Origin of the sequence: Chthonomonas sp. (assembly GCA_016788115.1) — a bacterium.
Classification (GTDB): Bacteria; Armatimonadota; Fimbriimonadia; order Fimbriimonadales; family Fimbriimonadaceae; genus UBA2391.
This window is the reverse complement of sequence record JAEURR010000005.1, coordinates 1-12134: the sequence shown is the minus strand read 5'-3', so window position 1 is coordinate 12134 and position 12134 is coordinate 1. Positions and strand designations below refer to the sequence as shown.

The following is a 12134-nucleotide window of genomic DNA, read 5'->3' as shown; positions in this document are numbered from 1 at the left end:
GTCCATGAACAAGCAACAGATCATCGAGCTTCAACGGCGAATCGGCACGACCCCAGATGGGTTCTGGGGGCCGCAGAGTGAAAAGGCGTGCCGGAGGCATTTGCTGGACATGATGCCAGCGAACAGCCCGTTTCCAAGCCAGGCTAGGGTGGAGTCCTACTACGGCAAGCACGGGGTCAAGGACGGCTACACGCCGCCAACGAAGCTCATCACACTTCCGTTCACGATCTACTATGAAAACTCGGCGGTGAAGGTGCTTCGGCCGCATGAGAAGTGTGCGGACTCGTTGCTGGCCGTTTTTCAGCGGCTGGCGGAAGTGTTCCCGGACGAAGCATCGCGACGAGCCGCCGGGATCCTGACCTACGGGGGGCTGTACAACCCGCGCAAGATGCGCGGCGCGAACGCATGGTCGATGCACTCCTGGGCCATCGCCATTGACTTGGACGCCGGTCGGAACGGGAATCAGGTGCACTGGCCCAAGAGCGCGGTCATGCCCATAGAAGTGATGGAGTGCTTTGCCAAGGAAGGGTGGACGGCCGCTGGCGCGTTCTGGGCGCGCGACGCCATGCACTTCCAGGCGACGAAGCCGTAAGTTCAACGCTGGTTTTCCCCCGCGCCCGGCCCGATGCCACGCCCTCGGCCCGGCTTGGCCGGGCCTCCGCCCCGTGCGCGGGGGCTGATGGGCTGCCTGCGATCGACGAAGGTGGCGACGCACGCCTCCGCCTCGCGAGCGGAGGCTGATGGCATCGAGTTGCACACCGATTATCCGGACGGCGGCCACGGTCCCGCACTCGGCGCAACCCGGACATCGTTCGGTGTTGTCTCACTGCGCCAACAAGGACCGTGTTCCGAGAGGAGGTCTCCTCCCGGAACACGTGAACCCCACGGCCAACAGGTGCTATCGCTTCGCGACGGCACCTTGCGTTGTCTTCTTCGGTTGGGAGAGCGTCGTCAGGTACATCGCCAAGTTGCGGATCTCTTCTTCCGAGCCGACCAGCGGCGGCATGTACTTTACGTAGATGGAGTCCTTCTCGGGCTTATGCAGCATCATCAGGAGTTGCATGATCGCCTTTTCGTCGCGTGCTTGAAGCAGTCGCTTCATCGACCGATAGCCGGATTCGGTGTGGCAGGCGGTGCACTGACCCAGGAACATCGACCGACCGAGGTCCATGTTGGTGGCGTCTTTCTTTGACCAGATTGACTTCACCAGGTAACCCTCCTGGTTTTTGCTGGGAACATCCTTCACTCGCACTCCGTTTGAGTACATGTGGTTTTGGATGACGAACGGCTTGCGAATGGTTTCGCGAGCGTACTCGGTCGAAGCAGTTGCAACCGCGCCGAGCGCAAGTAGCGACACCGCATGCCCGAGCGTTAGATCCCGCGGGTACTTGTAGGCGAAGAAGTACACCACTCCAGCGATCGTCAAGGTCGTCAAGATGGTCAGCATCGAAACGCGAGTGACGACGGTGAACATGCCGCTGCCGATCGTGGACATGCCCAGATTGAGAATTTCCCGGCTCTCGGGGTTCATCGCAAAGAAGAACCAAGCCAGCGTAACCGGGAGGCCTAGCACCATGGGCATCAGCCACTTGGCGCTCCAGCGCACCATGTGTGCACGGTGCGGTTCCAACTCTGGATCGGTGACCCTCGAGTAAGTGATGAGCGCATAGATCCCGGCCAGAGACGCACACGCCAGAGCGCGCATGATCAGCGAAGGGAAGTACGTCGGGTTAAAGAACGCATGCCAGAACTTGGCGGCTTCGGTCCCGGTGCCTGCCACGTTCAGCCAGGCCTGACCCGGGGTCAACATGAAGGAAAGGATTCCGTTGATGATGACGAGAGTCAGGAACGATGAGATGGCGTACAGGTAGCCGACCTTGAGGTGCAGTTCCTTGGAGATCCGTCCCCAGGTCAGGTAGTACACCGCTGCCGAAGCGAGCTCAATGACGAAGAACACCCACTCGATCGCCCATCCAAACACGAAGTTGTGAATGAGCGTGGACGTTGCTTCAGGCTGGACCAGGCCGATGGCGAACCAGATCCCGACGCCGGAGACCGCGCCGAAGACACCGGTGAGTACCAGGAAGAACTTCGAGTGCCGCACGAGTACTGGAATCCATTCCTCGCGTCCCTCGGCGTAGAGCTTACGCTCGGCAAGCGGCAGGTAAAGTCCGCCTCCAACCGCGAACCAGGCGATCAGGACGTGGAAGATCGAGATGATGCCGATGACCCATGGGCCACCGATAGCAGGAACTTGCCAGACGGGATAGTTCATAGAGCCTCCTTAGCCCACCGCCAGATAGCCCCAAACGGTCGTGGTCACCAGGATGAACACCACCAGGAGGCCGAAGTAAGTTGCCAGGCGTCCCCGCTTGCCGCTGGGTTTGGCGTTGTCATAGAACGGAATGAGCATCCATAGGATCAGGCCGACGGTGAAGAGGGTCATTCCGATTGCCTCACCGGCCATGCCTGGGAAGATGCTGCCCATGAGCTTCAGCGTTTGGAACTGGCTCATGAAGTACCACTCGGGGTGGATTCCTGCGGGGGCCGGTGCAAGCGGATCGGCCGGTGGGCCGAGTTGCCACGGGAAGACCGCGGCGAGAACAGCGATCACATTGAGGGTGATCAGCCACATCGCCAGATCCTTGGCAAGGAAGTTCGGGAAGAACGGCATCGTACGTCGTTGCTCGACCGGCTTTGCTTCTTCGCTTTCTGGCATCGCGTTCCCGTGCTTTTGCACCATCCAGAGGTGAAGCCCGAGGAGCGGCAAATACAGCACCGGCAGGATCACTGCATGCAGGGCGAAGAACCGCTGCACGGTGAACTCTGTAACCTCAAGTCCGCCGCGAAGGAGGTTCGCAATCGGCGGGCCGATGACCGGAATCGCAGCCGGAACCTGAAGCCCTACGGTCGTGGCGAAGAACGCCAAGTCGTCCATGGGGAGCAGGTAACCGCTGAAGCCGAACGTCAGTCCAAGCAGCAGCAACAGCATCCCCGTGACCCAGCCAAGTTCGCGAGGTCCGCGGTAGGCCTTCATGAAGAAGACTGAGAACATGTGGATGAAGACGCTGACCAAGAACAGGGACGCGGACCAGTTGTGGGTGGATCGAATAAGCCACCCGAAATGGATCTCGTAGGTGATCTGCCTCACTGAATCGTAAGCGAGTGGGCCGGGCCGGTAGTAGATCATCAGCAAGATGCCCGTGATCGCCTGGATCAGGAAGCAGAAGAGGGAGATTCCTCCCCAGTAGTACCAAAAGCTGTGCTTGTGATTGGGGACGGTCTTCTTCTTGGCGGCTTCGAGCGTATCCGTCAAGCCGAGACGGTCCACAAAGTATTGTTGAAGTCTCGTCATGTGCTTAGGCCCTCGTCACCTTTACGAATGTGGGTTGGACGTCCACTTTGTAGACCGCGAGCGGTCGAGGCGGTGGCCCCGCAATGTTCTCGCCCGTCTTCGAGTCGTAGACGCCGCCGTGACATGCACATCGTATTTGGTTCTTCGCAGGGTCGAACTTGACGGTGCAGCCCATATGGGTGCAAACCGCGTCGATCGCGACCCATGAGTTATCGGCGTGGTGGATGAGCATGACCGGTCGAACGCCGAACTTGAACATCAGCGCGGTTCCGACAGCAAGTTCGTTGGCTTTGTCCAGGGTGACTTCGGTCACTGCCGCCATCGCAGCCGCCTTCTCAACCGGTGAGTTGAGGTAGCGGTAGATGGGGTAGCCCATCGCGCCTAGGTAGGCGACGGTGACTCCCATGGCCGTCAAGCGGACGAACCCTCGTCGGGACATTTGCTCGTCGACATCCGTCAGCTCGGGGGATCTTTGTGTTTCGCTCATGCAGCGATTTCCTCCTTGGGTGGCGTGGCCGATCGCATGACTTGGAACAGCCAGTACACGATGCCGAGCATGATCACGAACAGGAGCAGAAACACGATGAGCACGCTCCAGTTGGGATAGACCTGGACGTTGTAAACGTCAAATCCCTTGGACTTCAGGACGAAGTCGCGAATGCCATCGCGGACGATTCCGCTCGTCACGCACGACAGGAACCCAACCACGAGTCCGAGTGTGCTGATGAGCACGTTCGTGCCCTTGCCAAACCCCTGTACGAGTCCGAGAACCCCCGCCAATAGAATTGTTGCGCCGCAAGCGAGCAAGCTGATGTTGTACATCGGTGCACCCGCGATGCCGTCCCGCACGAGCTGCGGTTGCTGGGACATGACTTGGTAGCCTGCGCCGAGCATGCCGAGCGCGCCGAACAGGGCGAGCATGCCGCCTGCTTTGCGCAGGACATCGCGAACGCCTTCGGCGAGATAGACCATGTTGCTGAGCAGTGCGGCCCAAAGGCCACCGATCAGTGGTCCTCCAAGGAACACAAAGAGGAAACGGCTCATGACCGTCGGGTCGCCCTTTACCATGCTTAGCCCCTCAGGACTGTTCTGGTACATCTCGTTCCAGACTTCCGGCCGGAGCATGAGTGTCATGTTCATCGAGTAGATCTTGCCGATGATCATGACGACGATCAGCGAGAGTAGCGCGGGGATCCATCCGCGTTTGCCTGCCTCAATCCACGCGGCCGCTCGGTAGAGCAACCAGTAAGCAATCATCAACAGGAAGATCACAGAGATCCACGTAACGCCGATGAGGACGCTGCTGGAGTAGATCTGCGGTCCGTACAAGACCTGGAGGAATAGGAGCGGCGGTACGCCGAGGTTGATCACATACGTCATGATCAGCGGGTGCCGCTTGGCCAGGGTGAATGAAGCGAGCAGTAGATTTCGGTCCTTGCGTGCAAGGCCCCGGAAATTCAGCCAGATGACGAGCATGAGACTGCCGATGAGCAGCATTACTGCGGCAAAGTGGAGCCCAAGAGTCAGCAAGCTGAGCAGCTTCATCAACCACACCGGAGCCGGTAATGGAATCGGGTCTGCCTGGGGGAACAAAATGGGTAGGCCTCCTCTATGAATTAGGAGCTATTCCGTTCGGAGTCGGCTTAGCTCACCCTTGAGTGTCGCCCATTGATGCGCCGGGAACCCAGTCTTTGTTTCGTGTACCATAATCCGATGACGCCGTCTGTACGACAAACCCGGGTCGTCCTGGGCCTGCACGCGGGCCTTTATCTGCCACACTGAGTGTGTGGCAGAGCCATTGGAAGCCCCCTCTCGACGCGATGTCCTACTGAGCAGTACCTTGCTTGGAGGGTTGACCGACGAGCAGGTCTCCGATCTGGTCGTCAAGTCTCGAATGGCCCACGCGGAGAAGGGCGAGGTGATTTGGCTCAGCGGTAACTCGGTTGAGTTTTTCGGGGTGGTGGGCACCGGCTTCATCAAGATGACGACGATGGGGCCGAACTACCAGGAAATCGCCACCGAGATCATGGGTCCGGGGCAAGTTTTCGGGCTGCTTGGTGCGCTGGATGGCACGGGCTGCCCCCAGGCAGCCAAGGCGATCACCGGAACTTGGTACCTCAAGGTGCCGAAGAAAGAGATCGTTCCAATCTACGACAACAACGTTGTCCTGAAGAGCCAGATTTTCCGACGGACCACGCATCGATTGAGGCAGTCGTTCGACTTGATCGCCCACCTATCGGTCGGGACCGTCGAACAGCGGGTGGCAGCGGTCCTGCTGGTACTGACACGTTCATTCGGGCAGGAGCGAGAGGACGGCATCCTCCTCGATGTGCCTCTCACACGGCAAGACATTTCCGAGCTTGCGGGCACAACGGTCGAGTCAACGATCCGCATCATGAGCCGCTGGCAAAAGAAAGGCTGGATCGAGACACAGTCTCGGCACGTGTTGGTCAAAGAACTCGACAATCTGTTGGCAGCCGTCCGATAGCGGCCTCAGTACCTCCAACCTAGCATCACGTAGCCGTACGTTTGGTTGCCGAATCGCGAGCCTCCGAAGCTCTTGACGAAGCGACCGGGCACAAACAACCCGCATCCTGCGCTCAGCGACAGGTTCGACTTCAGCGTCGTGACGTACTCAAGATCGAACTCATGACCTAGGTTTTTGCCCGAGTTCCCCGTCGGGTCTTTATAGGTCGTCGTACCGAAAGTGTTTGCGGCTCCACCTGCCCCATACCAGGCATCTTTGCTGCTGTATAGCTGGAGCCAGGTACACGCAAGCCTCAGGCTTGAAGTCTTGGTGAACTTCATTTTGAGCCCGGCCGAGGCTGCGACCACGTTTCTCCACCCAGTGGTGTCCAGCAGACCGAGTTTGTCGTGTGCAGTCGGGTAGAGCTGGTCGAAGGTGGAGTTCACCCCCTTCGATGCGCCGCCGCTGGCGATGTTGATCTCGCCATACGCTTCGAGGTCCTTTTGCACATCCGCGGTATAGCGTCCGTTGGCTGCCCAAGCTTGGACTTTCTTCCCGCCCTCATGTCCCGCTTGGAGAGCGACCTGGTAGGTCAGGCTCCGACCAGCGACGGGTTTCGACTTGCCCTCTGTCGAGAGGGTCAACCGCGTTCGATGAATCTGCTTGGCGTCGTCGCTCTTGACGATCAGCGAGGTCGTCGATAGTGGCGTGGACGTGCTCGCTCCGGCCAGGAGCAGCCCCTTCGAGGGAACCGGCTGGACCCCGGATCGGAGCAAGAACAGAGTCCAGTTTCGATCATCGACTCTTGCGCCTTCGAAGCTGTTGCCGACGTTGTTCCAGTCCAATTCACCGATCAACCTGCGATTACCGAGTCCAAAACGCTGTCGACCCAGCACGACCTTCTTGTTTCCGCTCTTGAAGCTGACGTTGGCTTCGAGCAAGTCACTCCGGATGGCAATGCCGTTTCCGGCCACCAGCCAGTTAAGCGAGCTTGAATGCTGGTACACGAGCCGCACGGTCATGCCGTCTTTGGTCATCTCGGCACCGACTCGTCCGCGCTGCAACAGGTTACTGCGGTTGTCGCGTCGGTCGGGTTGAAAGTCCTGATCCATTCTGCGCTCGTATCGAGCGCGGTACTCCAGGATCGGGCGAACCGTGAAATGCTTGATGGCGGCATGGTCTATAGGTGACATCTCATGCTCATTCTGGGAGGGGCAGCGATTGCACGCTATGACGCACGTCATAGAAGCACGGAAGCATCTGCGCGATGATAGGAACGGAGTTAACGGTGAAGTTCCTGCAGAGAATCGGATTTCAGTCGATGCCCAGCAAGTTGAAGAGCGCGTGCCTCATCTCCCTGGGAGCATTCAGCGGCATGGCAGTGTACGTTGCGAACATTTCGCAGGCGGCGAGCTATCTCTCCGATGATCCGGAGGCCTGCATCAATTGCCACATCATGACTCCGCAATACGCCTCCTGGCAGCACAGTTCGCATGCGCGGGTGGCCAGTTGCAACGATTGTCACGTCCCCCACGACTCGGTCCTTCGCAAGTACTACTTCAAGGCCATGGATGGAGGCAGGCACAGCGCCATGTTCACCTTGCGCATGGAGCCGCAGGTGATCAAGGCAAGGGAAGAGTCGGTGAAGGTGATCCAGGCGAATTGCATGCGGTGCCACACCGATCAGGTGCACGGGGCGACGACCGAAGCGGCGTTCAGCCGCAACTGCACAGAGTGTCACCGCGAAGTGCCTCACGGACGAGTGAACAGCTTGTCTTCCACCCCAAACGCGGCCGTGCCCGAGCAGCGTTCGGTGATTCCAGATTGGATGCGGGCATTGAAGAATTCTCAGGAGACTCAAGACAAATGACAGAGAAAAGGCATATGGGTTGGTTCGTCTTCTTCGGCTCGGCGCTTGGCGTCTTGGGCCTCGGGCTGCTGGCAAGTTCGATCACTGAGCGTCGACAGGAACGGGTCATTTCGCAGGTCCAGTTCAAGAAGCCCATCGGGGAGTGGGAGAGTGACAACTCGGTCTGGGGTGTCAGTTTCCCTCGCGAGTATAACTCTTGGGAGCTGACCAAACAGGACAGCGCGTATACGAAGTACGGCGGTTCTGGGTTCCGGGACTACCTAAAGGATCACCCGTCCTTGGTCGTGATGTGGGCCGGCTATGGCTTTGCCAAAGAGTACAACGCCCCGCGGGGCCACTACCATGCGGTTGAGGACGTGACCGATACCCACCGCCGCAATGAAAAGACCCCCGCAACCTGTTGGACCTGTAAGTCGCCGGACGTTCCGCGACTGATGGCCAAGGAGGGCCCCGCAAACTTCTACAAGCATAAGTTCGACGACTACATCGGGGAGGTCAAGAACACGATCGGGTGTGGCGACTGCCACAACAACGAGACTATGGCGCTACAGATCTCTCGCCCGGCACTTAAAGAAGCGTTCGAGCGCATGGGTAAGGACATTACCAAGGTCTCGCACCAGGAGATGCGCAGCCTCGTTTGCGCGCAATGCCACGTTGAGTACTACTTCAAGGGCAAGAAGGAGAACTACCTTACGTTTCCTTGGGATCAAGGTCTGAAGGTCGAGGACATGGAGAAGTACTACTCGACCGCCGGACACGTGGACTGGGTTCACGCCATCAGCGGGGCGAAGATGATCAAGATGCAGCACCCGGACTATGAGGTGTACAAGCAGGGAATCCATGCCTACCGAGGGGTGAGCTGCGCGGATTGCCACATGCCGTATAAGGCGGAAGGCGGGATCAAATTCACTGATCACCAGGTTCGTAGTCCGCTTGAGAACATCGAGAACAGCTGTCAGGTGTGCCACCGATGGAGCGAGAAAGACCTGCGCTCCAGGGTCGAGGGGATGCAAGATAACCATTTGCAGATGCTCAAGAACGCGGAGCAGGTCATCACCGAGCTGCATCTGGAGATCGGCGATGCGATGAAGCTTGGGGCGACGGATGCGGAACTTGACTCGGCTCGCAAGATGGTGAGCCTAGCGCAGATGTACTGGGACTATGTCGCGGCAAACAACGGCATGGGTTTCCACGCACCGCAAGAGTGCGCCCGCATCCTGAACAAGGCGTTCAAGATCGCTTCGGAAGGCCGAACTGAGATCCAGCGGCTGCGCGCCAAGAAGGGCCAGTTGGAGCAGGTCGTCTACCCGGATATCTCGACGAAGGAGCTCGCCCAGGCGTTCATCAAGCCATATGTTGATGCACAGAAAGCGGCAGCCGCCGCCAAGGAAGCCGCCGAGGCGGCAGCAGGAGCCAAGAAGTGATCCGATCGGCAGGCGCGAGGGTGACGCCGCGGGTTAGGGACGGCTTCTGGGACCAGCCACTGGGTTACGCCCACGCCTTCGTCACCGTCGTCATGGCGCTGACCCTGGGGCTGGCATTCCACGCATGGGTCGGATATCGGATGCTCGTCACCGTGCCCCCGCTGTGGCTGGGCGTGGCGGGTGCTGCTCCGCTCATCGTTCTGGCAGTGGCGGCCCGGCTTGGCCGTGGCGATCGATTCATACGGTGGATCACAGGGATACCGTTCGCGATGATGAGCACCGGCGCGGTGGGCTTGTTTGCCGTCGCGGGCGGAGTAGTCCCGGAGAGGATTTGGGCGGAGCAGTTCGGTCTTTCGTCGGTTTGGGGCAGTTGGCCGTTCCTCTTCGCTGGTTATCTGATGATGCTCAACTTGATCGGCTCGTGTGGGCGACGTTGCTGGCCGATGACGTACGCAAACATCGTCTATCTCACGAGCCATCTCGGATTGGGGCTGGCGCTGTGCGGCGGGGCGATGAGTAGCATCGTGCTGGAGCGACACACGATGGTGCTCTTCAAGGGTGTTCCAACCCAGAAGATGACCGATCGCGAGAACCGGGAATGGGAGGCCCCGTTTGCGGCGACCCTGCGCGAGTTTCGCATGGAGACATTCCCGCCGACCGCGATGTACGCCAAGGCAGATGACAGGAGTCAGGACGGCATCGACCAGACCTCTGGCGAGCAGTTCCTGAAGGCTGGCATGAAAGAGAAGATCGGGCCTGTGAAGCTGGAAGTCTTGGAGCACTTTGCACACGCTGCCTACGACGGGCTCCATTGGCGAGCCGTCGCCTGGAAGACCGCCGCACCCGCATCGAAGGTCCGCGCGACACTAGCGGACGGAACCACGAAGGAGGGCTGGATCTCGTCGGGCAGCCCGGAAACGATGCCCGCGTATCTCATGCTTGGCGACAAGGAGGCGATCTTTATGAGCGCCCCTCGGCCCCGGAAGTTTGAGTCTTCGCTCGACGTGGACGGCCAGAAAATCGACGTCGCCGTGAACCGTCCAGCACACGTGAAGGGCTGGGACGTCTTCCAATTCTCCTATGATGAGAAGATGGGTGCGGCGAGCGGTTACAGCGTCATCGAACTCGTTCGGGACAAGGGTCTTCCCGTCGTCTACACGGGCATCTTCGCGATGCTGATCGGCGCGGTGCTCCACCTTTGGAACGGCGTTGGAGGAAAGAAGTGACGACAACTCTAGGCTTCTTCGCGATCGGTTCTTGGTGTGCCGCTAGTGCAGCCTACGCCCTCCCGTCTAAGCTGCGCCGACCCGTCGTGGGGGACATCCTGACGATCCTGGGCATCCTTGCCGGAGCACTTCTGATCGGCTTGCTGTGGGTTAACCTTGGTCGACCTCCGATGCGGACCCTGGGCGAAACACGCTGGTGGTACGCAGTCGCGGTGCCGACCCTGGCTTTGCTGATCGGTTGGCGATTCCAAACTCGGATCCTGGCGATTCCGGCCATGGCGATGGGAGTAACGTTTGCGCTGATCAATCTGCGGCATCCCGAGTATATGGACCGGACGCTGATGCCCGCGCTGCAGAGCCCGTGGTTCGTGCCCCACGTCGTGGTGTACATGCTCGCCTACTCGGCGCTGGGCTTGAGCAGTTTGGTGGCGGTCTGGCAGGTCGGGCGGCGGTTCCTGAACAAGGAAGTGACGGATGACTCGGACGTGGACGTCCCGCATCGGCTGGTGCTGGTCGGGTTCCCCTTGCTCACGTGCGGCCTGCTCTTCGGGGCGTTGTGGGCCAAGGAGGCGTGGGGTCACTACTGGACTTGGGACCCCAAAGAGACCTGGGCGTTTCTCACGTGGTCGGCATACCTGGGCTACCTGCACTTGCGGCACAAGCACCCGATGAAGCCGTGGCTCAACCTGGTGACGCTGGTGGTGGGGTTCGCAGTGCTGATGCTCTGCTGGTTCGGCGTGAACTACATGCCCACCGCCCGCGAGAGCGTCCATACGTACACGATGCCGGGTCGATAAGGTCTGGCATCACGGGTTCGCTCGGCGCAGCCGCTTCGACTCCCTGACTACCAGCACGGCGATGATCGCCACGGCAATCGCGGCGAGAATGTACTCGCCCATGTGCGCCAAGGCAACGGCCATAAGCCGACGGTCCGATTCGAAGCTGGCTCGCCGCTGGGCCAATGGGACGATGCCCGCGACCAGGTAGATCGCCGCCAGCACGGCCATCATCGTGAACCAAATGGCTGCGCACCCCTTGGCGACCCAGCGGAGGATCTGCGTCGGCGGTAGAGGAGGGGTTAGTCGATGATTGACCAGCGCGAGGATAACCCCGGCGATGAGACCGCACCACCAGGAGGCGATGAAGCCCCACACGAGCGCCATCACCAGGGGCGACTGGCTGTCCAGTACGTGCGGGTGGTGCACGGTGAAGTACTCGACCGCGACGTGCGCCGTGACCAGATCGACCGCCCACCCCAGCAAGCAGGAAAGGGCTACGCAGCCGACCACGATTTTGGACGCATCTCGGAGCGGATGCATGACCTTCGGTTTACCCCAAGGACCACAGCGGACCCCAAAAATGAAAGCCGCCGTTGTCACACGGCGGCAAATAGTTCAGCGGGAGAACCCCGCCGATTCGAATACACAAAATTACGCTGACCCCAGGCGTTATACGCCGAATGGATCAGCGGTTCATCGGCGTACCGAGCCCCCGAGAAGAGGCAATGAACCGCGTTGCCTTGCCAGTCGAACTGGTAATCCCCAACGACCGGGATCGTGCCCGACAGCTTGCTCCAGCGAGTCACCAAGCCATCCGGCGCAAAGATTTTCATCCCCACGATCGTTCCATCAGCCTTGGTCTCCAAAACCGCGTTGCCACCATCGTAGTACGAGTACATCTTCGCGCCTGAGGCACTCTTGCGCGTCCAAGCGCGAAGCCCATCAGACCGGTAACCCGCACCCCAGACCGCCGATCCGGAAGGGAACGCAGTAAGACGGTTCTCCTCATCGTA

General features: G+C 59.7%; 14 protein-coding genes. 6 read left to right on the top strand and 8 right to left on the bottom strand.

Annotated elements, in window-relative coordinates:
• The first annotated feature begins 4 nt into the window (after positions 1-4).
• Positions 5-592 carry a M15 family metallopeptidase gene (locus tag JNM85_02690; protein MBL8086963.1) on the top strand — a complete coding sequence of 196 codons (588 nt, stop codon included), beginning with the start codon at positions 5-7 and terminating at the stop codon, positions 590-592.
• Positions 593-594: 2 nt separating this feature from the next.
• On the opposite strand, the gene JNM85_02685 is transcribed toward JNM85_02690, so the two are convergent.
• The 5 genes from JNM85_02685 to JNM85_02665 form a co-directional block, all read right to left on the bottom strand.
• Positions 595-747, bottom strand: coding sequence for a hypothetical protein (locus tag JNM85_02685; GenBank protein MBL8086962.1), 153 nt, complete (start codon positions 745-747; stop codon positions 595-597).
• A gap of 151 nt (positions 748-898) precedes the next feature.
• On the bottom strand, positions 899-2275 hold the full coding sequence (locus JNM85_02680; protein ID MBL8086961.1) for a cytochrome ubiquinol oxidase subunit I: 1377 nt from the start codon (positions 2273-2275) through the stop codon (positions 899-901).
• 9 nt (positions 2276-2284) lie between these two features.
• Positions 2285-3355: a cytochrome b N-terminal domain-containing protein gene (locus tag JNM85_02675; protein ID MBL8086960.1), complete on the bottom strand. Its 1071-nt coding sequence runs from the start codon at positions 3353-3355 to the stop codon at positions 2285-2287.
• Between the two features lie 4 nt (positions 3356-3359).
• Positions 3360-3842, bottom strand: coding sequence for a Rieske (2Fe-2S) protein (locus JNM85_02670; protein ID MBL8086959.1), 483 nt, complete (start codon positions 3840-3842; stop codon positions 3360-3362).
• Positions 3839-4900, bottom strand: coding sequence for a hypothetical protein (locus JNM85_02665; GenBank protein ID MBL8086958.1), 1062 nt, complete (start codon positions 4898-4900; stop codon positions 3839-3841). Before JNM85_02665 ends, JNM85_02670 begins: the two co-directional genes overlap by 4 nt.
• 241 nt (positions 4901-5141) lie before the next feature.
• Here JNM85_02665 and JNM85_02660 point away from each other — a divergent pair, with 241 nt between their 5' ends.
• A complete protein-coding gene (locus JNM85_02660) occupies positions 5142-5843 on the top strand; it encodes a Crp/Fnr family transcriptional regulator (protein ID MBL8086957.1) in 702 nt (233 codons plus the stop codon).
• 5 nt (positions 5844-5848) lie between these two features.
• Here the strand turns inward: JNM85_02660 and JNM85_02655 are convergent, their stop codons facing one another.
• Positions 5849-7015, bottom strand: a complete 1167-nt coding sequence (locus JNM85_02655; protein ID MBL8086956.1) for an alginate export family protein — start codon at positions 7013-7015, stop codon at positions 5849-5851.
• A 95-nt stretch (positions 7016-7110) separates the two neighbouring features.
• Here JNM85_02655 and nrfH point away from each other — a divergent pair, with 95 nt between their 5' ends.
• From nrfH to ccsA, 4 genes are read left to right on the top strand one after another with little or no spacing between them, the layout of a single operon-like run.
• Positions 7111-7692 carry a cytochrome c nitrite reductase small subunit gene (gene nrfH, locus JNM85_02650; GenBank protein MBL8086955.1) on the top strand — a complete coding sequence of 194 codons (582 nt, stop codon included), beginning with the start codon at positions 7111-7113 and terminating at the stop codon, positions 7690-7692.
• Positions 7689-9116, top strand: coding sequence for an ammonia-forming cytochrome c nitrite reductase subunit c552 (locus tag JNM85_02645; GenBank protein ID MBL8086954.1), 1428 nt, complete (start codon positions 7689-7691; stop codon positions 9114-9116). The genes nrfH and JNM85_02645 overlap by 4 nt, the downstream gene beginning before the upstream one ends.
• A complete protein-coding gene (locus JNM85_02640; protein MBL8086953.1) occupies positions 9113-10342 on the top strand; it encodes a hypothetical protein in 1230 nt (409 codons plus the stop codon). Before JNM85_02645 ends, JNM85_02640 begins: the two co-directional genes overlap by 4 nt.
• Positions 10339-11139 carry a cytochrome c biogenesis protein CcsA gene (gene ccsA, locus JNM85_02635; GenBank protein MBL8086952.1) on the top strand — a complete coding sequence of 267 codons (801 nt, stop codon included), beginning with the start codon at positions 10339-10341 and terminating at the stop codon, positions 11137-11139. Before JNM85_02640 ends, ccsA begins: the two co-directional genes overlap by 4 nt.
• A gap of 9 nt (positions 11140-11148) precedes the next feature.
• On the opposite strand, the gene JNM85_02630 is transcribed toward ccsA, so the two are convergent.
• Positions 11149-11661, bottom strand: coding sequence for a hypothetical protein (locus tag JNM85_02630; protein ID MBL8086951.1), 513 nt, complete (start codon positions 11659-11661; stop codon positions 11149-11151).
• Between the two features lie 56 nt (positions 11662-11717).
• Positions 11718-12134: hypothetical protein (locus tag JNM85_02625; GenBank protein ID MBL8086950.1), on the bottom strand; the 417-nt coding region annotated here is incomplete at its 5' end.

Excerpts from the sequence above, each read along its gene's own strand:
- JNM85_02665 (MBL8086958.1), bottom strand. The coding sequence starts at position 4,900 with ATGAAGCTGCTCAGCTTGCTGACTCTTGGGCTCCACTTTGCCGCAGTA.
- JNM85_02670 (MBL8086959.1), bottom strand. The coding sequence starts at position 3,842 with ATGAGCGAAACACAAAGATCCCCCGAGCTGACGGATGTCGACGAGCAA.
- JNM85_02690 (MBL8086963.1), top strand. The coding sequence starts at position 5 with ATGAACAAGCAACAGATCATCGAGCTTCAACGGCGAATCGGCACGACC.
- JNM85_02680 (MBL8086961.1), bottom strand. The coding sequence starts at position 2,275 with ATGAACTATCCCGTCTGGCAAGTTCCTGCTATCGGTGGCCCATGGGTC.
- JNM85_02675 (MBL8086960.1), bottom strand. The coding sequence starts at position 3,355 with ATGACGAGACTTCAACAATACTTTGTGGACCGTCTCGGCTTGACGGAT.
- JNM85_02630 (MBL8086951.1), bottom strand. The coding sequence starts at position 11,661 with ATGCATCCGCTCCGAGATGCGTCCAAAATCGTGGTCGGCTGCGTAGCC.
- JNM85_02645 (MBL8086954.1), top strand. The coding sequence starts at position 7,689 with ATGACAGAGAAAAGGCATATGGGTTGGTTCGTCTTCTTCGGCTCGGCG.
- JNM85_02685 (MBL8086962.1), bottom strand. The coding sequence starts at position 747 with ATGCCATCAGCCTCCGCTCGCGAGGCGGAGGCGTGCGTCGCCACCTTC.
- JNM85_02655 (MBL8086956.1), bottom strand. The coding sequence starts at position 7,015 with ATGTCACCTATAGACCATGCCGCCATCAAGCATTTCACGGTTCGCCCG.